This is a genomic window from Methylobacterium sp. C1 (assembly GCF_001854385.1).
Taxonomy (GTDB): Bacteria; Pseudomonadota; Alphaproteobacteria; order Rhizobiales; family Beijerinckiaceae; genus Methylobacterium; species Methylobacterium radiotolerans.
Genome location: NZ_CP017640.1, coordinates 1646613 through 1671098 on the forward strand (window position 1 = coordinate 1646613; position 24486 = coordinate 1671098).

20 protein-coding genes and 1 pseudogene are annotated in these 24486 nt (G+C 73.5%); 11 read left to right on the top strand and 10 right to left on the bottom strand.

The genetic code is table 11. The features are described 5' to 3' along the window. Nucleotides 1-3: 3 nt before the first annotated feature. The 9 genes from BKE41_RS07745 to BKE41_RS07790 form a co-directional block, all read right to left on the bottom strand. Nucleotides 4-1128, bottom strand: a complete 1125-nt coding sequence (locus BKE41_RS07745) for a glycosyltransferase (protein WP_024830622.1) — start codon at nt 1126-1128, stop codon at nt 4-6. Beyond that, a complete protein-coding gene (locus BKE41_RS07750) occupies nt 1125-2228 on the bottom strand; it encodes a glycosyltransferase (protein ID WP_070999001.1) in 1104 nt (367 codons plus the stop codon). Before BKE41_RS07750 ends, BKE41_RS07745 begins: the two co-directional genes overlap by 4 nt. Next, nucleotides 2225-3544: a glycosyltransferase gene (locus BKE41_RS32000; RefSeq protein WP_245295921.1), complete on the bottom strand. Its 1320-nt coding sequence runs from the start codon at nt 3542-3544 to the stop codon at nt 2225-2227. Before BKE41_RS32000 ends, BKE41_RS07750 begins: the two co-directional genes overlap by 4 nt. Next, nucleotides 3541-4674, bottom strand: a complete 1134-nt coding sequence (locus BKE41_RS07765; protein ID WP_029359195.1) for a glycosyltransferase family 4 protein — start codon at nt 4672-4674, stop codon at nt 3541-3543. Before BKE41_RS07765 ends, BKE41_RS32000 begins: the two co-directional genes overlap by 4 nt. Beyond that, nucleotides 4659-5966, bottom strand: coding sequence for a TIGR04295 family B12-binding domain-containing radical SAM protein (locus tag BKE41_RS07770; protein ID WP_012318307.1), 1308 nt, complete (start codon nt 5964-5966; stop codon nt 4659-4661). Before BKE41_RS07770 ends, BKE41_RS07765 begins: the two co-directional genes overlap by 16 nt. After that, nucleotides 5963-7027 carry an SDR family NAD(P)-dependent oxidoreductase gene (locus BKE41_RS07775; RefSeq protein WP_070999003.1) on the bottom strand — a complete coding sequence of 355 codons (1065 nt, stop codon included), beginning with the start codon at nt 7025-7027 and terminating at the stop codon, nt 5963-5965. The genes BKE41_RS07770 and BKE41_RS07775 overlap by 4 nt, the downstream gene beginning before the upstream one ends. After that, entirely contained in the window at nt 7024-8136 is a 1113-nt protein-coding gene (locus BKE41_RS07780) for an SDR family NAD(P)-dependent oxidoreductase (RefSeq protein ID WP_029359196.1), read from the bottom strand. The genes BKE41_RS07775 and BKE41_RS07780 overlap by 4 nt, the downstream gene beginning before the upstream one ends. A 436-nt stretch (nt 8137-8572) precedes the next feature. Then, a complete protein-coding gene (locus BKE41_RS07785) occupies nt 8573-9436 on the bottom strand; it encodes an SMP-30/gluconolactonase/LRE family protein (protein ID WP_059409717.1) in 864 nt (287 codons plus the stop codon). 29 nt (nt 9437-9465) lie between these two features. Next, nucleotides 9466-10821, bottom strand: coding sequence for a sugar MFS transporter (locus BKE41_RS07790; RefSeq protein WP_070999005.1), 1356 nt, complete (start codon nt 10819-10821; stop codon nt 9466-9468). A gap of 160 nt (nt 10822-10981) precedes the next feature. Between BKE41_RS07790 and BKE41_RS07795 the strand changes: the two genes are divergently transcribed. Both BKE41_RS07795 and BKE41_RS07800 read left to right on the top strand, forming a co-directional pair. Continuing rightward, a complete protein-coding gene (locus BKE41_RS07795; RefSeq protein ID WP_029359199.1) occupies nt 10982-12145 on the top strand; it encodes an aldose epimerase family protein in 1164 nt (387 codons plus the stop codon). Continuing rightward, nucleotides 12142-13941 (top strand): IlvD/Edd family dehydratase, encoded by a 1800-nt coding sequence (locus BKE41_RS07800; RefSeq protein ID WP_012318313.1) that lies wholly within the window; start codon nt 12142-12144, stop codon nt 13939-13941. The genes BKE41_RS07795 and BKE41_RS07800 overlap by 4 nt, the downstream gene beginning before the upstream one ends. A 57-nt stretch (nt 13942-13998) precedes the next feature. Here the strand turns inward: BKE41_RS07800 and BKE41_RS07805 are convergent, their stop codons facing one another. Continuing rightward, complete coding sequence (locus tag BKE41_RS07805) at nt 13999-14748, bottom strand: FadR/GntR family transcriptional regulator (RefSeq protein ID WP_244633069.1); 750 nt, start codon at nt 14746-14748, stop codon at nt 13999-14001. Nucleotides 14749-15264: 516 nt separating this feature from the next. Between BKE41_RS07805 and BKE41_RS30780 the strand changes: the two are divergent. The 9 genes and pseudogenes from BKE41_RS30780 to BKE41_RS07850 all read left to right on the top strand — a co-directional run. After that, a pseudogene (locus BKE41_RS30780) lies at nt 15265-15525 on the top strand (aldehyde dehydrogenase (NADP(+))); the annotation flags it as partial. Nucleotides 15526-15596: 71 nt separating this feature from the next. Beyond that, complete coding sequence (araD1, locus tag BKE41_RS07815) at nt 15597-16577, top strand: AraD1 family protein (RefSeq protein ID WP_070999007.1); 981 nt, start codon at nt 15597-15599, stop codon at nt 16575-16577. A 1-nt stretch (nt 16578) separates the two neighbouring features. After that, entirely contained in the window at nt 16579-17505 is a 927-nt protein-coding gene (locus tag BKE41_RS07820) for a Gfo/Idh/MocA family oxidoreductase (protein ID WP_053621415.1), read from the top strand. An 86-nt stretch (nt 17506-17591) separates the two neighbouring features. Beyond that, nucleotides 17592-19124, top strand: coding sequence for a carbohydrate porin (locus BKE41_RS07825; protein WP_083374316.1), 1533 nt, complete (start codon nt 17592-17594; stop codon nt 19122-19124). Nucleotides 19125-19397: 273 nt separating this feature from the next. Further along, nucleotides 19398-20906, top strand: coding sequence for an ATPase domain-containing protein (locus tag BKE41_RS07830; RefSeq protein ID WP_070999009.1), 1509 nt, complete (start codon nt 19398-19400; stop codon nt 20904-20906). Continuing rightward, nucleotides 20893-21933 carry a sensor histidine kinase gene (locus tag BKE41_RS07835; RefSeq protein WP_059409712.1) on the top strand — a complete coding sequence of 347 codons (1041 nt, stop codon included), beginning with the start codon at nt 20893-20895 and terminating at the stop codon, nt 21931-21933. The genes BKE41_RS07830 and BKE41_RS07835 overlap by 14 nt, the downstream gene beginning before the upstream one ends. A gap of 142 nt (nt 21934-22075) precedes the next feature. Next, nucleotides 22076-22438, top strand: a complete 363-nt coding sequence (locus tag BKE41_RS07840) for a hypothetical protein (protein ID WP_070999011.1) — start codon at nt 22076-22078, stop codon at nt 22436-22438. Nucleotides 22439-22933: 495 nt separating this feature from the next. After that, nucleotides 22934-23506: an FMN reductase gene (gene msuE, locus BKE41_RS07845; RefSeq protein ID WP_024830604.1), complete on the top strand. Its 573-nt coding sequence runs from the start codon at nt 22934-22936 to the stop codon at nt 23504-23506. A gap of 8 nt (nt 23507-23514) precedes the next feature. After that, the gene (locus BKE41_RS07850; protein WP_012318323.1) at nt 23515-24474 is read left to right on the top strand and encodes an aliphatic sulfonate ABC transporter substrate-binding protein; all 960 of its coding nucleotides are present in this window, start codon (nt 23515-23517) and stop codon (nt 24472-24474) included. Nucleotides 24475-24486: the final 12 nt, after the last annotated feature.

A 24486-nucleotide genomic window follows, 5' to 3' on the forward strand; every position in this document is an offset into this window, starting at 1 on the left:
TGCCTAGTGACCGATGATCGCGAGATCGGGCGCGCCGGAGCGCGCGGATCCGGACCGCGCGCCCGCTTCGTCGAGGAAGCGTTCGAGTTCCTCGGCGCGGGCGGCGGCGGTGTGCCGCGCGAGGATCGCCGCGCGGGCGGCGGCGCCGAGGCTCCGCCGATCCGCTTCGGCGCGCCCGCGCAGGATGGCCAGGACGGCCTCCGGGCCGTCGGGGAGCAGGATCTCGCGCTCCGGGACGAGCAGGGTGTCGAGGCCGTCCCACCGGTCGGAGATCACCGGCGTGCCGCAGGCGCCCGCCTCGAACAGGCGCACGCTCGGGCTCCAGCCGGCCCGGACCATGTCGGCGCGGGTGACGTTCAGGGTGTAGCGGCTCGCCGCGTAGAAATCCGGGTGCCGGTCGGGCGGCAGGTGCTCGATCCGCTCCACGTTGGCGGGCCAGTCGATGCCGGCCGGGTACTGGGGGCCCGCCACCGCGAAGCGGAGATCGGGCGCGCGGCGGGCCGGCTCGATCAGCAGGCGCTCCAGCGTCGGCTGCCGGTCCGGGCTGTAGGTCCCGAGATACGAGAGGTCGTAGCGCGCCGGGCGGTCGAGGGCCGGGTAGGCGTCGGGGTCGACCGAGCAGTAGAGAGCCCTGGCTGCGGGCGCGCCGTAGGCCCGCTCCAGGCGCCGCAGGGTCGGGCCGCCCGTGAAGGACAGGTAGAGGTCGTAGTCCCGGATCTGCCCGGCCGCGAGGTAGGCGCAGGTGCCGGCCTCCAGGGCGGCCAGCGTCACCGGCGTGTCGATGTCGTAGAAGGCGCGGGTTCCCCGCGCCCAGTCGAGCACCCGGGCGCCCGCCGCGACGCCGTCGGGCACGTAGGAGCCGACGATCACGGCGTCCGCCGCCGCGATGGCGGCGCGGTGCGCGTCGAGCCCGTCGAGGTCGGCGTAGAGGGCGAGGTCGCAGAAATCGGGATCGGGCAGGTCCCGGTGCTGGGCGTACCAGGGCACGTCGCGCTCCAGGAACAGCACGTCGTGGCCGCGGCCCGTGAAGGCCTTGAGCAGGGCCCGGTAGGTGGTCGCGTGGCCGTTCCCCCAGGAGGAGGACAGGCTGAGCCCCAGGACGACGAGGCGCATCGGGGCCGCGCTCACGCGACGCTCCGCCGGTTCGCGTCCGCCTTGCGGGCCGCCTCCGCCCGCAGGATCGCGTCGACCTCGACGGCGCGGCGCGCGTAGGTGTGCTCGGCCGCGATGCGCCGGCGGGCGGCCTCGCCGATGGCGCGGGCCCGCTCCGGGGTGAGGGCGGCGACGTGGTCGGCGACGTCGCGCCCGTCCCGGGCGACCAGCACCTCGGTCCCCTCGTCGAGGAACAGGCCGAGGCCCTCCCAGGCGTCGGTGATCAGGCAGGCGCCGGCGCCGGCGGCCTCGAACACCCGGGTGGCCGGGGAGAAGCCGACCGCCGCCATGCTGTCGCGGGCGATGTTCAGGACGGCGAGCGGCGTCGTGTTGAAGGCGTTGTGCTCGCGCGTGTAGACGTGGCCGAGATGCCGGACGTTGAGCGGCAGGCCGCGGCTCTCCCAGCCGTTGCCGCCGATCAGGAACGACCGCTCCGGCAGGCGGGCCGCCGCCGCGAGGAAGAACTTCTCGACGCGGGCCTCGCGGTCGGGCAGGCGGTTGCCCAGGAAGGCGAGGTCGGCCGCGAAGCGCGGCTCCGGCGGCACCGGGAAATGGGTGTCCGGGTCGAGCGCGTTGTAGATCGGGATGCAGGCCCGGGCGCCGAAGCCCTCGTAGGCCTCGACCACCGGCGGGCCGCCGCCGTAGGTGAGCACGAGGTCGAGATCGGGCAGGGCGCGGCAGAGCGCGTGGTCGGCGTCGGCGCGCATCTCGGCGAGCGTCGCCGGGGCGTCGACGTCCCAGAAGATCCGCACCGCCTCCGGGCGGGATGCCGCGATGACGCCGTGGAGCAGCTCGTCGTCGAACACGCCGACGCCGCTCGCCTTCACGACCACGTCGGCCTGCGCCGCCTCGGCGATGACCGCGCGCGCCGCCTCGATCGTCGCCGGGTAGACCGTCACGGACGCGTAGGGCGGGGGCTCGATGTCCCGGTGCTGCTGCCGGTCGAAGGCGTCGGGCTCGTAGAAGGTGATCGTGTGGCCGTGCCGCGCCAGGGCGGCGAGCATACCCCGGTAATAGGTGGCGGCGCCGTTCCAGTAGGACGACAGCAGGGAGGAGCCGTAGAAGGCGATTCTCACGCGGTGGCCTCCAGGGTGGCGGGCGCCCGCAGGCTCGCGGCGATGGACAGGAGTTCCTCGGCGCGGTGCGCGCAGGTGTGGCGCGCCCGGATCGTGGCGAGGCCGGAGGCCGCGAGCGCCTGCCGGAGACCGGCATCCGACCGCAGGGCGCGCAGGTGACCCTCCATCTCGGCGCCGGTGCGGGCGACGAGGTAGTCCCGGCCCGGCCGGAACAGGCCCTCCGCGTCGTCCCACGGCGCGCAGACCAGGGGGATGCCGCAGGCGAGCGCCTCGAACACCCGGATCGTCGGGATGCCCGGCAGGCGCTCCACGTAGAAGCGCCGGGGCACGTGCACGGTGGCGAGATGGCGGGCGAACAGGCCCGGCGCGGCGGCGTTCGCCGCCCAGCCGTGATAGCGGGCACCGTAGCGCCGGAGCGTCGCGAGCGCCGCCTCGGGATAGCGCACGCCGTAGATGTCCAGCGGCAGGTCGACCTGCGCGGCGGGGCGGAACAGGTAGGTCTCCAGCTCCGCGCTGCGCTCGTCGTCGCCCCAGTTGCCGATCCAGATCAGGCCGGCGCGGGCGCTCTCCCGACCATCCGGATCGGACGCGACGCGCGCCCTCTCCCGTGCGGGAGAGGGTTGGGGTGAGGGTGGCGAACCCTCCGGATGAGGCGCGCCAGCGACGCGCAGGAACGGCGCGCCGCGTCCGGATGGACCTGATCCCTCACCCTGTCCCTCTCCCGAACGGGAGAGGGGACCCGCGCCAGATCCGGCGCCGTCGAGATCCGGCAGTTCGCGCGCAGGCGGGTGGAACAGCCGCGTGTCGGCCGCCTCGTGCCAGACGAAGACCCGGCGGCCCCAGCCTCGCGCCCGGTAGACGGCGGCCAGGGTCTCTCCGAAGGCGAGCACGCCGTCGTAGCCGGACAGGTCGAAGCGCTCCATCTCGGCCGGGGCACTCACCGCCCGGTGATGGGTGTCGTGGAACAGGAGCGTGTAGCGCGCCCCGCGGCGCCGGGCGGCGCCGAGCGCCGCCACCAGGGCCGGCTCGCTCCACTCGTGGACCACCACGAGGTCGCTGTCGGACACGCGCTCGACCACCGCGTCGATGGCGGCGTAGCGGTCGGAGGCCAGCTCCGGATAGGCCGCCCGGTAGGCGTCGAGGCCGGCCGCGCCGTGGTCGCGCAGGAGGTTCTCGAGGCTCCAGGCGCCCTCCGGCTCGTGGGCCCTGACGCTGTGGCCGCGCGCCCTCAGCTCGCGCAGGACGCCGCGCAGGAAATGCGCGTTGCCGTGGTTCCAGCACGAGGCCAGGGAGTGGGTGAAGTAGGCGATCCTCATGCGGCGGCTCCGCCGAGCCGGGCCGGCGCCCCGTCGAGGAGGCCGCGCAGCACCCCGAGCACACCCTCGGTCATCGCCTCGACCCCGTAGCGGGCGGCGCGATCGGCCGCGGCCGCCCCGGCGGCGGCGCGCCGGGCTGGATCGTCCAGGAGGTCCCGCACGGCCTGCGCGGCGGCCCCGTCGTCGTCCGCGCCCACGAAGGCGGCAACGCCGTCCCACAGCTCGCGGAAGCCCGGCATGTCGGACAACACGAGGGCGCAGCCCGAAGCGGCCGCTTCCAGCACGGCGAGGCCGAACGGCTCGTAGCGGGCGAGGGACACGAAGACCGGGCGGCCGGCGAGCTCCGCGGCGATGCCCGCATCGTCGAGCCGCCCGAGGCGCTGCAGGTGGCACGTCTCGACCCGCGCGCCGTTCGGCCCGTCGACGGAGCCGGCGGCGCGCAGCGGCACCGGCAGGCGGGCGGCGAGGCGGTCCAGGGCGGCGGCATTCTTCGCCCGGTCCCAGAGGCGCCCGGCCGTGAAGACGAAGGGCGCGGCGGCCCGGGGCTGCGCGCCGCTCGGCGCGCGCCCGTTGCGGACCACGACGGGCGGTTGCGGGAGGCCGCAGACCCGGGCGGTCGCCAGCGCGTGCGCCCGGGTGGGGGCGAGGAGGGCGTCGGCGGCGCGGCAGCCCCGCGCGGTGAGGTCGTGGCGCCACGCGAGGTCGGCCGGGAGCGGCCCGGTCTCGACCGCGTCCCACCACGTCGCCACGCAGGAATGGCACACGGCCGCCACCGGCACGGGGAAGTCGGCGAGCGCCATGGCGGGGCTGTGCAGGTGGACGAGATCGGCGCGCAGGGTCCGGGCGAGCCCGGCCAGCGCCCGCGCGGCGCCCAGCACGGCGTCGGGCGTCGCGGCGGTCCAGTCCAGGGGCAGCCCGGTGGCGCGGATGCGCGCGCCCGTGGCGGCCTCGGCCGCCGCGATCCGCGCCTCGGAGGGGGCCGGGCCCAGGACCGCGACGGTCACGGCGAGGCCCCGCCGGACCAGGCCGGCCGCGAGGTCGAGGCTGTACTGCCAGACGCCGCCCACCGCGTCCGCGCTCATCAGGACGTGCGGCGCCGCTGCCGGGGAGGGGCTCAGCGGCACCCGCATGCGGCCTCCAGCTCGGACAGCGGCAGGGGACGCTCGTCCTGGATCTCGCTGAACTGCGTGAACTGGCCGAGATAGTGCGCGTGCGCCCGCTCCCAGGCCCGGTCGTCCGGCTCGCCCCAGAGGCGCCGGTAATCGGGGGAGCTCGGATACGGGTAGAGCGGGACGGGATCGTTCGCCCAGACCCCCTGGCCGCGCAGGCGGTCGCGCCACGTCGCCACGAGATCGGGATCGTCGCCCGCCACGGCGATGAGGTTCGCCTGCACGAACGGCACCGTGCGGCGGGCGTGGATCAGGCGCTCGGCGAGATCGTCGGTCGAGGCGCGGCAGCGCTTGTCGAGGGCGGCGCGGCCTTCCTCCGTCAGGCTCTCGATCCCGGCCTCGATGGAGACGCAGCCCGCCGCCCCGAGGAGGTCGAGCAGGTCGGGCTTCCACAGGTCGATCCGGGTCTGGATCCCGAAGCGGATGTTGCGCGTGACCAGCGCCTCCAGAAGCGGCTTCTGCGGCAGGAAGATCTCGTCGACGAAGTAGACGTAGGTGACGCCCTGCGCGATCAGCCCGTCGATCTCGTCGAGGACGATCCCGAGATCCCGGCGCCGGTAGGCGTCGCGGAAGTCGATCTTGGCGCAGAACGAGCAGGTATAGGGACAGCCGCGCGAGGCCTCGACCTCGGCGCCAGGGCCGTCCGGCGCGGCGTCGAACCGGTGGTGGTGGTGCCGGTGCCGGGCGATCCAGTGATCCGGCCAGCGCAGGGCCGGCAGGTCGGTGAAGCGGCCGGCCTGGGGCGGGCCGGTCACCGCGACCGCCTCACCGTCGCGGACCGCGAGGCCGGGCACGGCCCGCAGGGTTTCCGGGCGCAGGTCGGGCAGGCCGGCGAGCCGGGCGACGACCTCCTCGCACTCGCCGCGCACGACGATGTCGCAGCCGAGCTTGTCGAGCGCCGGACGCGGTGTCGCGGAGCCGTGGGGGCCGACCGCGACGGTGGTGCCGCCCCGGCCCGCCAGGGTGTCGAGGAACAGGCGGGGCACCCGCAGCTCCGGCGGGGCGCAGCGCCAGAACAGGTAGGTGGGGGCGGTCGCCACCACGGTCATGGCGGGGGCGAAGGCCGCGACGCGGTCGGCGGCGGCCTCGGCGGTCAGGCCCTCGAGATGCGCGTCCACGAGCAGCGTCTCGTGGCCGGAGGCCGCCAGCAGCGCGGCGGAGTAGCCGAGTTCGAGCGGCAGGTGCGGCTCGCGGCAGCCAAAATAGATGCTGTTGCGGTAGTCCCAGGGCGGGTTGACCAGCGCGACTCTCATGCGGCCGCCCCCGCGATCGGTGCCGCGCCATCCGACGACGCGCGCGCGGCGGCGAGCCAGCCGGCGAGGTCGGCGACGCCGTCGCGCCAGCCCGTGAAGGGGGCGAGGCCGAGCCGCGCGACGGCCCGGCGCGTGTCCGAGACGTAGTAGCGCTGATCGCCCGGGCGCCACGCCTCGAAGCTGCGCGATACCGGGCGCCCCAGCAGGGTGCCGACATGGTCGAGGAGCTGCAGCAGGCTCACGGCGTTGCCGGGGCCGCCGCCGACGTTGAAGGCTTGGCCCGCCGCGTCGTCGATGCGGGCGAGCGCCGCCCGGTAGACCGCCACCACGTCGCGCACGTGCAGGATGTCGCGCACCTGCCGTCCGTCGCCGTAGAGCGTGACCGCCTCGCCGGCGAGCGCCCGGATCAGGAAGTGGGCGACCCAGCCCTGGTCCTCGTTGCCCATCTGGCGCGGACCGTAGATGCAGCTCATCCGCATCACCGCCGCCGGGACGCCGAAGCTGCGGGCGTAGTCGAGGACGTACTGGTCCGCCGCTCCCTTGGAGCAGCCGTAGGGCGTGTGGAAGTCGAGGGGCCGGGTCTCGCCGATGCCGCGCCGGCGCAGGTCCGGATCGGCCGGCAGATAGGCGTCGCCGACCGCCTCCAGGGCGATGTCGGGCAGGTCGCCGTAGACCTTGTTGGTCGAGGCGTAGAGGAGCGGCACCGGCCGCGCCTGCGCCCGCAGGGCCTCCAGCAGGTTCACGGTGCCGAGGAGGTTGATCTCCATGTCGGCCCGCGGCGCGACGAGGCTCGTCGTCACCGCCACCTGGGCGGCGAAGTGGAACACCGCGCCGGCCTCCGCCACCGCGCGGCCGAGCTCCTGGATGTCGCGGATGTCGGCGACGATCGGGATGATCCGGGTGCCGTGGCGCTGCCGCAGCCACGCGAGGTTGGCCTCGACGCCGGGGCGCGAGAGGATGTCGTAGACGATCACCGCGTGGCCGTCGGCCGCGAGGCTGTCGGACAGGTTGGCACCGATGAACCCGGCGCCCCCGGTGACGAGGATCGGCCGGCCGCTCACGCGACGAGACCGCGCGCTTCGAGCTCGCGCCGCGCCTCGGCGACGCGGTCGACGGCCTGCTGCTCGGCCACCCAGGCGGCGAGTTCGGCGAGCCCCTCGGCGAAATCGCGGCGCGGCGCGTAGCCGAGCTCCCGCTGGATCTTGCCGATATCGGCGATGCAGTGGCGGATGTCGCCGAGCCGCGCCTGACCGGTCACCTCCGGCCCGATCTCCTCGCGGCCCATCGCGCGGGCGAGCAGGCGGGCGACCTCGCTGACCGTGCGGTCCTGGCCGCTGCCGACGTTGTAGACCTGACCGGCGGCGGCCGGGTGCTCCAGGGCCAGCGCGAAGGCCTGCGCGACGTCCTCGACGTGGACGAAGTCGCGCCGCTGCGCGCCGTCCTCGAAGATCATCGGCGGCTGGCCGTTGTGGAGCCGCGCCGCGAAGATCGCCAGCACGCCGGTATAGGGGTTCGAGAGCGCCTGGCCCGGCCCGTAGGCGTTCCACAGGCGGAGCGCCACGCCCTCCATCCCGTAGGCGGGGGCGAGGGTGAGCGTCAGGCGCTCCTGCATGTACTTGGTCAGGGCGTAGACGGAGGCGAGGGCCGGGCGCTTCGTCTCGGGCGTCGGGATCGGCCGCATGGGCTGCCCGTGCCCGTCGAGGGGGTCCCAGGGCTCCCCGGGCTGGCGCGGGCGGCGCACCACCTCCTCGGCGGTCGACCCGTCGGAGGTGCGGTACAGCCCCTCGCCGTAGATGCTCATCGAGGAGGCGACGACCACGCGCCTCACCGGGGCGTCGATGAGCTGCTGGAACAGCACCGCCGTGCCGCAATCGTTGACCGAGACGTAGCGCTCGACCGCGTACATGCTCTGGCCGACGCCGACCTCGGCGGCGAGGTGCACGACCCGGTCGATGCCCGACAGGGCGCGCGCCACGGCCGCACCGTCGCGGACGTCGCCCGCCTGGAACTCGACGTCCGACGGCAGCGCCTCGGCGCCGCTCTCGCCGCCGTGGACCTGCTCGATCAGACTGTCGAGCACCCGCACGCGGTAGCCGCGGCGCAGCAATTCGGCGGCGAGATGGCGGCCGATGAAGCCGGCGCCACCGGTAATGAGCACAGATTCCGGCACGAGGCGTGGAAACTCCCCTGCGAGGACTTAAAGCTATGTAGATCGGGAATCCCGTCTCGATGAAATAACTCAGGTTAAGAGCCGGATTTCTGCGCCGAAAAGCGGGACTATAACGGCGGAGACGAAAAGATACGGCCGCTTACTTATCGACAACAACGGATCATCGGGCGGCAGTCGATCCGCGACCGCCGCCAGTATGCGCGGCCCCGGAGGCGACGATCAGCGCCCTATTTCGCCAGCAAACCCGCGCTGGCTGTACTGGCGGGGCCTCGCCGGCACCGTACGGGCACATGGCGCGGCGGTCCCGTCGCGGGATCCGCGGGGCCCGTTGCCACGCGCAGGCCCCGGCTTCCCGCTCCCCGGCCGCCAGGGAACCGGTCCGGCGGGGGCGGGGGAAGATCGCCGCAGGGGATCGTTGTCCTAGGCGCGGGGTCCGTCAGCCCGCGAAGGCGCGGGGCGGCAGGCCGGCGACGCCGACGTCGAGCTCGAACAGCGCGCCGGCCTCCGGCACGTGCTCGGCCCCCCGCGCCGCCGAGGTGACGAACAGCCGGTCGAGGCCGGGGCCCGCGAAGGCGCAGCTGGTGATGTTGGGGGCGGGCAGGGGGATCGCGCGCACGAGGCGCCCCTCGGGATCGAAGCGGCTGAGCCGGCCGCCGCCCCAGTGGGCGATCCACAGGCAGCCCTCGGCATCCGTGGTCATGCCGTCGGGCCAGCCCCAGGCGTCGGGGAAGCGCAGGAAGGGCCGCTTGCCCGTCAGCGCGCCGTCGGCGGCGAGGTCGAAGGCGTAGACCGTCCGGGCGGCGCTGTCGCTGTGATAGAGGATCCGGCCGTCGCGGCTGAAGGTCGGCCCGTTGGCGACGCCGTAGCTGGTGTCCATCCGCCGCCACGTCAGGTCCGGATCGAGCCGGTGCAGGGAGCCCGACACCGCGGTCTCGGCCTGGTGCATGCTCCCGGCCCAGATCCGGCCGGCGCCGTCGACCTTGGCGTCGTTCAGGCGGTTGTCCGGGTCGTCGGGCTCGGGGTCGCCGATCGGCACGAGGCGACCGGCCTCCAGGTCGTAGGTCGCGAAGCCGCTCTTCAGCCCGACGATGAAGTCGCGCCGGCCGGCGCGGGGGATGATCCAGCCGAGCGGTTCGGGGAACGGGCGCGTGCCGGTCGCGCCGTCGGCGAGGTCGAGCCAGTTCAGGGCCGGCGCCTCGATATCGACCCAGAACAGCACGCCCCGCTCCGGAACCCAGACCGGGCCCTCGCCGAGCCGGTCGCGCCGGGACCGAGCGAGGATGCGGATCCGCGGGTCCATGGCCGTGCCCTCCCCCCTCCGGCGGACGCTCAGGCGCCCGCCGGGCGCGGCGCCGCGGCGCCGGTGCGGCTGCCCCAGAGCGCGTAGAACAGGACGTAGAGCTCGCAGGCGGCGGTGATCAGGAAGGAGCGCTGCAGCCCGAACCGGTCCGCCGCCCAGCCCTGCACCACCACCAGCGACCCGCCCGCGATCGCCATGATCAGCAGTCCGGCCCCCTCCTCGGTGAGGGGGCCGAGGCCGCGGATGCCCAGGGTGAAGATCGTCGGGAACATGATCGCGTGGAACAGGCCGACCGAGATCAGCGCCCACAGGGCGAGGTGGCCGGTCGCGAAGGTCGCCACCAGCATCACCGCGCAGGCGCCGATCGCCGCGCCGGCCAGGACGGTCTCGGCCGGGCGCCGCTGCATCAGGTAGCTGCCGACGAAGCGGCCGACCATCATGCCGCCCCAGAGCAGGAACAGGTAGCGCGAGGCCTGGGCGTGGGTCAGGGCGCCGATCTCGGGCTGCGACACGAAGTTGATGAACAGGTTCGACACCCCGATCTCGGCGATCAGATAGATGAAGATCGCCGGCACGCCGAGCACGAGGTTGCGGTGGCGCCAGAGCGACAGCCCGGCGCGCTCGGCCTCGGCGGCCCGGGCCGCGGCGCCGCCGGCACCGCCGGACCCGCCGGCACCGCCGGACCCGCCTATGGCGGGCAGGGGGAAGCGGGCGATGACCACGGCGAGGACGACGAGGATCACCGCCACGATCAGGTAGGGCAGCTGCACCGACTGCGCGTCGGCCAGACGCTCGGCCGGGGTCAGGCTGGCCCCGGCGGCGGCGTTGCCCGAGGCGGAGCGGCCGAGGATCAGGTAGCCGCCGAACAGCGGCGCCAGGGTCGTCCCGAGGGAGTTGAACGCCTGCACGAGGTTGAGCCGCGCCGGGGCGCTCTCGGCCGGGCCGACCACCGCCACGTAGGGGTTCGCGGCGACCTGCAGCAGGGTGATGCCGCTGGCGATCACGAACAGGGCCGTGAGCGTGATCGCGTAGGAGACTCGGTGGGCGGCCAGGATCATGCCGAGCGTGCCCAGCGCCATGATGCCCAGCCCCGCCACCAGGGCGCGCTGGTAGCCGACCCGCTCGATCAGCTTGGCCGCCGGGATCGAGGCGACGAAGTAGGCGATGAACCAGACGGACTCGATCAGCGTGGTCTGCGTGTAATCGAGGTCGAACACGCTGCGCAGGTGCGGCAGCAGCGTGTTGTTGATGACCGTGATGAAGCCCCACATGAAGAACAGGCTCGCCAGCAGCGACAGGGCCGGGCGGTAGCCGCCCCGGTCGCGCGCGGCCTCCGCCCCCGTCCGGGGCGCCGCGGTCCCAGCGGTCGCGATCGGTCCTGCCATCGGGCGTTGTCCTCTGCCTTCCGGGCCGCCTTGTCGGGGTCCCGTGTTGTCCCTTTTATTTGTCTGAGTATATAGCGGGTTCGCGGACGTCAACCGCGAGCCCCGCCGCGGGCCGGCGCAGGACCGGCGCGGCGGGCGGAGTCACGAGGGGGAGAACGCGATGCGTGGAGTGGGATCCCTGGCGCTGTGCGCCTGTGCGGCCCTGCCGGGCCTGACGCCGGGACCGGCGCGGGCGGCCGAGCCGACCCGGACGGTGTTCGGCACGCTGCCGGACGGCCGGACGGTCGAGGAGGTGACGCTGACGAACGGCAAGGGCCTCACGGCGCGGATCCTGTCCTGGGGCGCGCTCCTGCGGAGCCTCGACGTGCCGGACCGGTCCGGCAAGGCCGCGGACGTGGTGCTCGGCTACAACGACCTCGCCTCCTACCTGACCAGGGGCAGCTATTTCGGCGCGAGCGTCGGGCGCTACGCCAACCGCATCCGCGCCGGGCGCTTCACCCTCGACGGCCAAGCCTACACCCTGGCCACCAACGACGGCCCGAACGCCCTGCACGGCGGCGCGGCCGGCTTCGACAAGCGGCTCTGGACGATCACCGCGGTCAAGGGCGGCGCGGCCCCCTCGGTCACCCTGCGCTACGTCAGTCCGGACGGCGAGGAGGGCTATCCCGGCACGCTGACGGCGACCGCCACCTACGCGCTGGACGACACGAACACGCTCACGGTCACCTACGAGGCGACCACCGACAAGCCGACGATCGTCAACCTGACCAACCACAGCTTCTTCAACCTCGCGGGCGAGGGCTCGGGCCGCTCGATCCTCGACCAGACCCTGACGATCCCGGCGGAGCGCTTCACGCCGGTCGACGCCACCCTGATCCCGACCGGGGAGATCCTGCCGGTGGCCGGCACGCCCTTCGACTTCCGCGAGCCCGCGGTGATCGGCGCGCGGATCCGCGACGGGCGGGACGTGCAGATCGTGCGCGGGCGCGGCTACGACCACAACTGGGTCGTGACCGACGCGCCCACGGCCGAGCCGCACCCCGTGGCGCGGGTCGAGGATCCGGAGTCGGGCCGCGTCCTCGACGTGGCGAGCAACCAGCCCGGCCTCCAGTTCTACGCCGGCAACTTCCTCAACGCGACCGCGGTCGGTAAATCCGGCCTCGCCTACCGCCAGTCGGACGCCCTGGCGCTGGAGCCGGAGCTGTTCCCCGACACGCCGAACCGGCCGGCCTTCGGCTCGGCGCGGCTCGATCCCGGCAAGACCTACCGGAACGTCATCACCTACCGCTTCTCGACCAGCCCCGCCCACCGGACCCAGAAATGACCGACCGACCGACTGCACGGCCCCTGCGCTCGCGCGCGTGGTTCGACAACCCCGACAATATCGACATGACGGCGCTCTACCTGGAGCGCTACCTGAACTTCGGCCTCAGCCTGGAGGAGCTGCGCTCGGGCAAGCCGATCATCGGCATCGCCCAGACCGGCTCGGACCTGTCCCCGTGCAATCGCCACCACCTCGTCCTCGCGGAGCGGATCCGCGAGGGCATCCGCGAGGCGGGCGGGATCGTCCTCGAATTCCCCGTCCACCCGATCCAGGAGACCGGCAAGCGGCCGACCGCGGGCCTCGACCGCAACCTCGCCTATCTGGGCCTCGTGGAGCTGCTCTACGGCTACCCCCTCGACGGGGTCGTGCTGACCACGGGCTGCGACAAGACCACCCCGGCCTGCCTGATGGCGGCCGCCACCGTGAACATCCCGGCCATCGCCCTGTCGGTGGGGCCGATGCTCAACGGCTGGTTCAAGGGCCAGCGCACGGGCTCGGGCACGATCGTCTGGAAGGCCCGCGAGATGCTGGCGGCCGGCGAGATCGACCACGACGGCTTCATCAAGCTGGTGACCTCGTCGGCGCCCTCGACCGGCTTCTGCAACACGATGGGCACCGCCACTACGATGAACACGCTCGCCGAGGCGCTCGGCATGATGCTGCCCGGCTCGGCCGCGATCCCGGCGCCCTACCGCGACCGGCAGGAGGCCGCCTACCTGACCGGCAAGCGCATCGTCGCCATGGTGGCCGAGGACCTGAAGCCCTCCGACATCCTGACCCGCGACGCCTTCCTCAACGCCATCGCGGTCAATTCCGCGATCGGCGGCTCGACCAACGCGCCGATCCACCTCGCGGCGATCGCCCGGCACATGGGAGTCGAGCTCGACATCGCGGACTGGCAGACCCACGGGCTCGACGTGCCGCTCCTCGTCAACCTGCAGCCGGCGGGCGCCTATCTCGGCGAGGATTACTACCGCGCCGGCAGCTTGCCCGCGGTCGTGGCGCAGCTCATGCGCCGCGGCCTGATCCGCGAGGGCGCGCTGACGGTGAACGGGCGCACCCTCGGCGACAATTGCCGGGGCGCGGCGATCGAGGACGAGGACGTGATCCGGCCGATCGACCGGCCGCTCAAGGAGGCGGCGGGCTTCCTGGTCCTGCGCGGCAACCTGTTCGACGCCGCGGTCATGAAGACCAGCGTCATCGGCGCGGAGTTCCGCAGCCGCTACCTGTCGAACCCGGAGGATCCGGACGCCTTCGAGGGTCCCGTCGTGGTGTTCGACGGGCCGGAGGATTACCACGCCCGGATCGACGACCCGAGCCTCGGCATCACCGAGGAGACCCTCCTGGTCATGCGCGGGGCCGGGCCCGTGGGCTACCCGGGGGCCGCCGAGGTGGTGAACATGCGCCCGCCCGCGCAGCTGATCCGGGCCGGCGTGCACGCGCTGCCCTGCCTCGGCGACGGGCGCCAGTCCGGCACCTCCGGGTCGCCGTCGATCCTCAACGCCTCGCCCGAGGCGGCGGCCGGCGGCGGCCTCGCGCTCCTGCGCACCGGCGACCGGGTGCGGATCGACCTGCGCCGCGGCACCGCCGACATGCTGGTCGACGCCGACGAGATCGCGCGCCGGCGCGAGGCCCTGGAGGCGGCGGGCGGCTACGCCTATCCGGCGTCGCAGACGCCCTGGCAGGCGATGCAGCGCGCCGCGGTGGGGCAGATGCACACCGGGGCCATCCTGGAGGGCGCCGAGGCGTTCCAGCGCATCGCGCAGACGCGGGGCGTGCCGCGCGACAACCACTGAGGCCCCTGAGGCCACTCGGCCGCTGTCCGGGCCGGCGGCGCCCCGCCGCCGGCACCGTCAGGGCCGCATCGCCAGCTCGGTGTCGGCGAGGGCGAGGCGGACCAGCTCGGTCATGGTCGCGCGGGCGGCGTCCGGGTCGCCCGCCACGATCGCGTCGTAGAGGGCGCGGTGATCCGGCATCGGGTCCCGGGGCAGGCCCTGGCGGCGGTGCTTGAAGATCGTCGTCCACGTGACCGCGGCGGCGATGGAGCTCGACAGGGCCATCAGCGCCCCGTTGCGGGCCGCTTCCAGGATCGTGTTGTGGAAGGCCTGGTCGGCGGCCCGCCCGGCCTCGGTGGCGAGGCCGTGGCGACCCATCTCCTCCAGGGCGTGGCCCATCCGGGCGATGTCGAGGCCCGAGCGCCGCTCGGCCGCGAGCGCGGCCGCGGCCGGCTCGACGATCATCCGCAGCTCGAACAGGTCGCGGATGAAGGACTCGCTCGGCTCCGACTCGAAGGCCCAGGCGAGGATGTCGGGATCGAGCAGGTTCCAGCGGCTGCGCTGGCTGACGCGGGTGCCGGTGCGCGGGCGGCTCTCGACGAGCCCCTTGGCGCTCAGGATGCGGATCGCCTCGCGATAGGCGGTGCGCGAGACGTTCAATTTCTCAGAGAATTCGATCTCCCCGGGCAGCACGTCCCCGGGCGCGTAGCGGCCGCCCAGGATCGCCACACCGAGATCGCGGGCGACCGAGCCGTGGATGCGGCGCGTCCCCGTGGCGAGGGGCAGCGTGATGTTCTCCGGGCCGCGCTCCTGCCTCACCTCGTCCACCTCCGGTCCGGGCCACCGGATCGGGGCAGGAACGGCGCGATCGTATCCTGAAGTTGTAGGAGCGGAAAGGGGAGCGCCCGCCGCACCGGGATCGCGGTCGCGCTTGCGGGCGGAGGCGAACTGCCCTAGCTTAATTGTATGAGTAGTGAACCGCCAGGGTCCGCCACGATCCGCGGCAGCGTCCTCATCGGCGCCGCCGACGTGGCCACGGTACAGGTCTTCCGGGCCGTCGGTCCCGCCACCGGCGCGGCCCTGGAGCCGGCCTTCTCGGCCGCCGGCCCGGCGGAGGTCGAGGCCGCCTGCGCGCTGGCGGCGGCATCGCCGCACGCCTCCGAGAGGCCCCTAGCAACACGCGCGCGCTGTCTCGAGGCTGTCGCCGACGGCATCGCCGAACTCGCCGCGCCGCTCGTCGCGCGGGCGACGGGCGAGAAGGGCCTGCCGCGCGCGCGGCCCGAGGACGAGCGCGCCGGCACGGTCGAGCAGCTGCACCTGTTGGCGGATCCGGTCCGGTCGGCCCGAAGGGTCGGCCGGGTCCTGGCGAACGGCTGGCCGGCCGGCGTGGAGGTCGCCCCCGCGATGGGGCATGGCGGCCCGTTCCCGGCGACCTCGGACGGCCGCAGCAGCGCGGTCGGACCGCTGGCGATCGAGCGGTTCCTGCGGCCGGTCTGCTACCGGGACCTGCGCGACGCGCTGCCGCCGCCGCCCCTGCGCCCGGACGATCCCTGGCACCTCGCGCGCCGGATCGACGGCGCTCTCGCCCCGCAACCCGGCCGCTGACAGGCCGCCGCGCGACCCTCGACGGCCGCGCGTTCGGGACGCCCCGGAGCGGTCGTCCCCGGGAGGACCAGATGGGACAATCACTCCTACAATTCCGCGCCGCCGACGGGCAGCGGGGCCTCGCGCTGCTCGCCGACGGCCGGGCGCGGCGGGTGCTCGGCGTCGACAGCGTGCTCGCCCTGGCGCAGAGGGCCCTCGCGGCGGGGGACGATCTGGCCGCGACGGCGGAGCGGGCGGGGCTCGGCGCGCCCGTCGATCTCGACGCGGTCCGGCTCCTGCCGCCGATCGACCACGCCGACCCCGCCCACCTGCTGCTGAGCGGCACCGGCCTGACGCATCTCGGCTCCGCGGAGGGCCGCGACGCGATGCACCGCGCGGCGGCCGCCGATCCGGCCCCGACCGACTCGATGCGGATGTTCCGGATGGGCGTCGAGGGCGGCAAGCCGGCGCCGGGCGAGGCCGGCGCGCAGCCCGAATGGTTCTACAAGGGCGACGTCTCCGGCCTCGTCGCCTCCGGGGAGCCGCTGGTCTCGCCCGCCTTCGCGCGCGACGGCGGCGAGGAGCCGGAGATCGCCGGGATCTACCTGATCGACGCCGACGGAACGCCGGTGCGCCTCGGCTTCGCCCTGGCGAACGAGTTCTCGGACCACGTGACCGAGCGCGGCAACTACCTGTGGCTCGCCCATTCCAAGCTCCGCCCGGCCGCCCTCGGCCCGGAGCTGTGGCTCGGCGCCCTGCCGCCGGACGTGCGCGGCACCAGCCGCATCCTGCGCCACGGCGCCGTGCTCTGGGAGAAGCCGTTCCTCTCCGGGGAGGCCAACATGTCCCACAGCATCGCCAACCTGGAGCAACACCACTTCAAGTACGGGCCGTTCCGGCGGCCCGGCGACGTGCACGTCCACTTCTTCGGGACCGCGACCCTGTCGTTCAGCGACGGCGTCGCGACCCGGCCGGGCGACGTGTTCGAGATCGCGGCGGCGCCGTTCACGCTGCCCCTGCGCAACCCGCTGGCGATCGCGCCGGCGGGCGCACCGTCCGTGCGGGTGCTCTGAGATGGCGTCCCCGATCCGCATCGGCCTCGTGGGCGTCGGCAAGATCGCCCGCGACCAGCACCTGCCGGTCCTCGCCGCCTCGCCGGACTACGCGCTCGTGGCGGTGGCGAGCCCGCACGGCGGCCTCGACGGGGTGCCGAGCTACGCCACGCTGGAGGCGATGCTGGCGGCGCACGGCGACCTCGACGCCGTCGCCCTGTGCCAGCCGCCGCAGGCGCGGTTCGCGGCGGCCCTGGCGGGGATCGCGGCGGGCCGCCACGTCTTCCTCGAGAAGCCCCCCGGCGCGACGCTGGCCGAGGTCGGGCTCCTGGTCGCGGCCGCGCGGGACCGGGGCGTGAGCCTGTTCGCGAGCTGGCACTCCCGCTACGCGCCGGGGGTGGAGCCCGCCCGCCGCTGGCTGTCGGGCCGCAGGATCCGGTCGGTGGCGATCGCCTGGCTGGAGGATGTCCGGCACTGGCACCCGGGCCAGGACTGGATCTGGGACGCGGGCGGGATGGGCGTGTTCGATCCGGGGATCAACGCCCTGTCGATCGCCACCCACATCCTGCCGCCGTTCTTCCTCACCGGCGCGACCCTGTCGGTGCCGGCGAACCGGCAGGCGCCGATCGCCGCCGACCTGCACTTCGCGGACGCCGCCGGCACCCCGATCCGCGCCCGGTTCGACTGGCGGCAGACCGGGCCGCAGACCTGGGACATCCGCGTCGAGACCGACGACGGCCCTCTGGTCCTGTCGCGGGGCGGGGCCGCCCTGTCGATCGCCGGCCGCGACCGGCCGCTCCCGCCCGAGGCGGAGTACCGCGGCCTCTACGACCGCTTCGCCGCCCTGGTCCGCTCCGGCGCCAGCGACGTCGACCTGAATCCGCTGATCCACGCCGCCGACGCCTTCATGCGCGGCGAGCGCCGCACGGTGGAGGCCTTCACGGACTGACCGGACACGGACTGCCCGGGAGGGCCCCTGCGGGACACGAACGCGACAGAGCCAGGCAAGGCCGCGCGGTTAAGGGGGAGTCACACATGGGAAAGCATAGGGGACAGCATCGGCGATGGGCCGCGCTCGCGTTCTGCGCCGCGGCGGTCACGGCGGGCCCGGCGGTCGCGCAGGTCGAGGCGACCGCCCCGGACGGGGGACCGTCCCTGGTGAATCCGGGGCCGGAGGCGAGCCCGGCGCAGAAGGCGAGATATCGGGCGAACCGCGCCCGGCGGCGGGTCATCCGGGAGGCGCGGAGCTTCTCGGGCGCCAGCAGCGCCGCGGCCAGCCTCGACGTGCAGGGCAGCAGCGCGACGCCGCCCAGCCTGCCGCCGGGCACCCTCGATCTCGGCAACGGGATCAGCATGATCCTGAACTACACGGGCGAGTTCGCCGCCAACCCGTCCGGCGGGATCCGGCAGGGATCGGCCTACGCGGGCCAGATCGCGTTCGGCCTCGACGCCGATCTCGGCCGCCTCGCCGGCATCGACGGCGGCTCGGTGCACACGATCGTCACCCAGCGCCACGGCCGGAGCCTGGCGCAGGACGATATCGGCTTCAACGGCAGCGTGCAGGAGATCTACGGCGGCGGCCAGACCGACCACCTGACGCTGCTGTCCTACGAGCAGAAGCTGCTCGACAACCGCCTCGACATCGAGGTCGGCCGCCTGCTCGCCAACCCCAACTTCCTGGCCTCGCCGCTCTACTGCAACTTCCAGAACAACGCGACCTGCGGCGCGCCCAAGTCCATCTTCAAGCTGACGAACTTCACCTACTGGCCGATCGCCACCTGGGGCGGCCACGCCAAGGCCTGGGTCACCGACACGGTGTTCCTGCACGCCGGCATCTACGAGGTGAACCCGCGCGACCAGCTGCCGACCCGGAACGGCGTCGACTGGTCGACCAGCGGCGCCACGGGATTCCTGGTGCCGGTCGAGGTCGGCTACACGACCAATTTCGGCAACGACCCGCTGCCGCGCAACTACAGCCTGGGCGCCGTGTTCGACCGGTCGGACTACGCGGATCCCGTGCGCGACCGGCGGGGCGGCGCGCAGGTCTTCAGCGGCCTCGATCCGCTGACCCGGTTCGGACGGTCCGCGGTCTACGCCCGCTTCGACCAGATGGTCTGGCGGCCGGATCCGAACGGCGTCCAGGGCCTGTCGGTGTTCGGCGTCGCGATCGGCGGCACCGGCGGCCGGCAGACCCAGCACTACTTCCTGGAGGGCGGCGCCGTGCTGACCGGCACCTTCCCGGGCCGGCCCTACGACACCCTCGGCCTCGTCTTCGCCATGGAGAAGCTCTCGTCCCTGGGCACGGCCAACATCCGGGCGGCGCGCGCGTCGCTGGGGCTCGGCACCCGGAACGTCGAGTCCCTGCAGACCATCCTGGAGCTGAGCTACGGCATCCAGCTGACCCCGGCGGTGCGGCTGATGCCGAACCTGCAATACGTGATCGACCCGGACCAGACCCGCTTCCCGTTCCGCCCGAAGCCGATCCCGGACGCCTTCGTGATCGGCGCGAAGCTGTCGGTGGACCTGTTCACCCTGGCCGGCCTCGCGAAGGGCCCGGGCAGCCAGTGACGCCCTGACCGCCCCGGCGCCCGCTCCCTGCGGGCGCCGGGCACGCGGACCCGGCCGGGGGAGGGACCGTCCCGCGACCGCGAGGCCCGTGCGTGCCGGTTCCCGAACCCGCGGGGGCAGCGGCCGCGCCGCGCGCCCGTCGGGCAGGCGCGCCGTACCGGCCGCGCGGCGGCGTTTCGCGCTGCGCGCGCCTTCGTGTACGAGACCGGGCTCCGCGTTCCGTCGGGCGGTCGACGGGCCGCCCGCCCGTGGGACGACGGCAGGAAGCTGGACATGGCAGTGACCGATCACGACGCGGCACCGGTCTCCACCGGGGTGACCGGCCTCGACCACATCCTGGCCGGCGGCTACGCGTCCCAGCGCTCGCACCTCATCGAGGGGCGGCCCGGCTCCGGCAAGACGACGCTGGCGATGCAGTTCCTGCTCGACGGCGTGCGCCGGGGCGAGCGCTGCCTGTACATCACGCTCTCGGAGAGCCGGCGCGAGCTCCTGAACGTCGCGGAGCGCCACGGCTGGTCCCTCGACGGCATCGAGATCTGCGAGCTCGTCGCGCCGGAACTCAGCCTCGATCCCGGGCAGCAGCAGAGCCTGGTCCACTCGTCCGACCTTGAGCTCGGCGAGACCATCCGGATGGCGATCGCCGAGATCGAGCGGCTCAAGCCGGAGCGCGTGGTGTTCGACAGCCTGTCGGAGATCCGGCTGCTCTCGCAGGGATCGCTGCGCTACCGCAGGCAGGTCCACGCCCTGCGCAGCTTCCTGCTCATCCAGAACACCACGGCGCTGCTCCTCGACGATCTGACCGCCGAGACGGACGACCTGAATCTGCACAGCCTCAGCCATGCCGTGATCCGGCTGGAGCAGCTCGCGCCCCTGTACGGCGGCGAGCGCCGGCGCCTGCGCGTGATCAAGATGCGCGGCACGCCGTTCCGGGGCGGGTTCCACGACTACGTCATCCGGCGCGGCGGCCTCACGGTGTTCCCGCGCCTCGTCGCGGCCGAGCATCTCGGCACCTCCTCCGACGACCAGTGCGGCACCGGCAGCCCCGAACTGGACAAGCTGCTCGGCGGCGGCCTCGACCGGGGCACCAGCACGATGCTGATCGGCCCGTCCGGCGTCGGCAAGTCCACGGTGGCGCTCACCTGCGTCACCGCGGCGATCGCCCGCGGCGAGCGGGCGCTGATCCTCAGCTTCGACGAGACCACCGGCGTCCTCACGCGCAGGGCCCGCGGCCTCGCCATGCCGATCGACGACGCGATCGCCGCCGGATCCCTCATCGTCGAGCAGATCGACCCGGCCGAGGTCTCGCCCGGTGAACTCGCCGACATCGTCCAGAACGCGGTCGAGCACCGGGGCGTGACGACGGTCGTGATCGACTCCCTGACCGGCTATCACAACGCCATGCCGGAGGAGAATTACCTGCTCCTGCAGATGCACGAGCTGCTGACCTACCTGAACCAGCAGGGCGTCATCACGCTCCTCGTCCTGGCCCAGCACGGGATGATCGGGGCGATGGGCACGAACGTGGATCTCACCTACCTCAGCGACACGATCCTGCTGTTCCGCACCTTCGAGGCCGAGGGGCGGCTGCGGCGCGCGATCTCGGTCGTGAAGAAGCGCACCGGCAGCCACGAGGACGCGATCCGCGAATTGCGGATCGACTCCGGCGGGATCCGCGTTGGCGAACCGCTCAGCGCGTTCCGAGGTATCATGACCGGCGTTCCGACATTCGAGGGTGAGCGGTCGTCGCTCCTGCCGACCCGCGCGGCTGATGACCGAGGCTGAACCGCCGGTTCTCATCTTCACGCCCGGTGGCCGCGACGCCGCCGTCGCCGCGGCGATCCTCGGCGAGGCGGGGATCGCGATACAGGTGTGCGCCAGCCTCGCGGACGTGGTCTCCCGGCTCGACACGGCCGCCTGCGCGGTGCTCACCGAGGAGGCGCTGCTGTCCTCGAACCGCCAGGCCCTGGCGGACTGGATCGCCGCGCAGCCGCCCTGGTCCGACTTCCCGTTCATCCTCCTGCGGCTGCGGGGCGCCGAGCCCATCGCGCAGCTGACCGACATGCTCGGCAACGTCAGCGTGCTGGAACGCCCGTTCCATCCGGCGACGCTGGTCATGGCGGCCCGCTCCGCCCATCGCGCCAAGCGCCGGCAGCTCGAGGCGCGGGCCTATCTCGAGGAGCGCGAGCGCACGACCGAGCGGCAGGCGCTCCTGATCCGCGAGCTGCATCACCGGGTAAAGAACACGCTGGCGACCGTGCAGGCGCTGCTCGGGGCCTCGGCCCGCTCCGCCACCAGCGTCGACGCGTTCTACGCGTCGTTCTCGGCGCGGGTGATCTCGCTGGCCAAGACCCACAATCTCCTGACCGAGGATTACTGGCAGCAGGCGCCCCTGCGCGACATGCTGATGAACGAGCTCGGCCCCTACAACGACGTCGAGGGCGCCCGCATCCAGCTCGACGGCCCCGCGATCGACCTGATGGGCGACCTCGCGGTCCCAACCGGCATGGCCATCCACGAGCTGACGACCAACGCGGCCAAGCACGGCGCGCTGTCCGTTCCGGAGGGCCGGATCGCGGTCCGCTGGGATATCGAGCAGACGCCCGCCGCCCGCCTGCTCCACCTGGACTGGACCGAGCGGGGCGGTCCGGCCACGGCGGCGCCGACGCGGAAGGGCTTCGGCTCGACGCTGCTGCAGCGCGTCCTGAAGGTCCAGTGCCAGGCGGAGATCGCCTTCGATTTCCAGCCGGCCGGGCTGCACTTCACCATGCGGGCGCCGCTGCCCGAGACGCGCGTCGTCCCGGCCTACTGAGGCCGTCCGGGTTCCGGACCCGGCGCCGCGCCGGTCGCGGGGCGTGCGCTTTCACACAGAAGTGTCTTGCGTTCCGCGGCCCTGATCGAACTTATCGCAGGTGCGAGATTTGGGATGTCGCAGCACAGCGATACGTCTTGCGATGAATAGATTTGCTCCCCTCGTGGCGGCCGCACTGGCCTGGGCCGTGTTCGGTACCTGGGCCGAAGCCCGCCGCTCGGCCTTGCAGAAGGACATGCCGGCGCTCCGTCCGGGGATCGAGGCCGATCTGGCCGCGAGACACTGTCCGGCCGTCCGGATCGACACGGAGCGCTTCCGTCAGTTCTCGCGCGAGAACCATCTGAATCACGCGGACTTCTTCACGAAGAAGCGCTCGGTCGCCCTGCAGCACGACCTCGACGCGGAGCTGGCGCAGTTCCGCGCGCGTCCCGAGGAGGCCTGCGCGCGGATGTGGACCAAGTACGGCGACGACGGCACCGTGCAGCATCTCCTCGCCCGCAAGTAGGCACGCGCCCGCCGATGAGGGCTCTCGCCGGTGCGCCGCCGATGTTGGTCGCGGCGACGGTGGCGGCGACCGTGGCGACGGCGACGCTGACGCCCGCCCGGATGACACCGCGGAAGGGTCGCCGGCCGCGCCGGCATCCGGCGCCGTTCCGGCGAGCGCGCTCGGCGATTCGGTTCCAAGCCGGCCCGCGTTTCGAGAAGACACTTCTCCCCTCAGGCACATCGGGAGACTGAACCTCCGATTTCCGCGCGCCTGAGCCGCGAGGACGCAAGATCTCTCCGCCGCCCTGCGCGGCTGGCGAGATGAAGTTCCATATTCCACGCCCGTTTTCGAGGAGAACGTTTTTCCTTTACCGGGGAATTGGGAACGCCGTTTCATTGACGGCGGATGTCGCGGCCATCAATTCTAGCGGCCTGTTCGGATGTCCGGCCGCGCAACCTCCGCTCTTCGGAGTCGGGGCGGTCCGTCATCCCGTCTCACAGCAAGGCATCCGGAATGACACGACCGAGACTCGTCGGGCTGAGCGCCAACGTGCAGCGGCCCTCCAAGACCCGCACGCTGGTGGATGCCGTGCTCCGCGAGGCCAGCGCCCAGGCTCCCCTCGACGCGCAGATCCTCGACTTCGTCGATGCCGGGACCGGCCTCGGTGCCGCCTGGACCCGCGACCAGCTCGCGCCGGCCGCGCGCAGCGTGCTCGCGGCCATCGAGGAGGCGGACGGGCTCGTCGTCGGCTCGCCGGTCTACAAGGGCGCCTATACCGGCCTGTTCAAGCACCTGTTCGACCTGGTCGATCCGGGCGCGCTCGCGGGAAAGCCGGTGGCGATCGTGGCCACGGGCGGCGGCGCGCGCCACGCCCTCGTGGTCGAGCACGCCTTCCGGCCGCTCTTCGGCTTCTTCGGGGCGCTCCAGATCCCGACCGCGGTCTACGCCTCCGATCCCGATTTCAGCGACGGCGTGCTGACCGAGACCGGCGTGCGCGCCCGCGCCCGCGAGGCCGGCGGGCAGCTCGCCGCGCTGCTCGTGCACCGGGCCGCGGCGGCTCGGCCGGCCCTCGCCGCCGCCGAGTGAGGCGCCCGATGCTCGACCGTCGCGCCCTGCTGGCCGCCCTCGCGGCCCTGCCCCTCGCGCCGGCGCTCGCCCCGGGCGCCCGGGCGGCCGAGCCCGGCGTGCTGCGGATCGGCTACCAGAAGAACGGCATCCTGGTCGTCGCCAAGCAGCAGAAGATCATCGAGAAGCGTCTGGAGCCTCTCGGATACGCGGTGCGCTGGGTCGAGTTCTCCTTCGGACCGCCGCTGCTGGAGGCCCTGTCGCTGGACGGGATCGATCTCGGCCAGACCGGCGATGCCCCGCCGATCTTCGCCCAGGCCGCGCGCTCCAACCTCGTCTACGCGGCCGCCCAGGAGGCCGGCGGCTCCGGCGCCGGCATCCTGCTGCCGAAGGGCTCCGAGATCCGCAGCCTCGCCGAGCTCAGGGGCAGGCGCGTCGCCTTCGCCAAGGCATCGAGCTCCCACAACCTGACCATCGCGGCCCTGGAGAAGGCCGGCCTGAGCTACGCCGACATCGAGCCGGTGACGCTGGCGCCCGCCGACGCCGCGGCCGCCTTCGCCCGCGGCAGCATCGACGCCTGGACGATCTGGGACCCGTACTTCGCCATCGCCGAGCAGGGGGAGGGCGTGCGCGTGCTGGTGCGGGCCACCGACGTCACCCCGCAGAACAACTTCTTCCTGGCGAGCCGGCCCTTCGCGGAGAGCCGGGCCCCGGTCCTCACCGCGGTGATCGACGCCCTGGGCGAGGTGGCGGCCTGGTGCACGCAGAATCGCGGCGCGGTGGCGGAACTCCTGTCGCAGGGCACGGGCGTGCCGCTGGCCGCGACCCGGCGGGCGGTGGATCGGACCGACTACGTGATCGGTCCCATGACCGACCGCGTCGCCGCCGAGCAGCAGCGGATCGCCGACCGCTTCCACGCGCTGAGACTGATCCCCAAGCCGATCCGCATCGCCGACGCGGTCTGGACGCCCCCCGCCCGCAACGGCTGAGACCGACCGCAG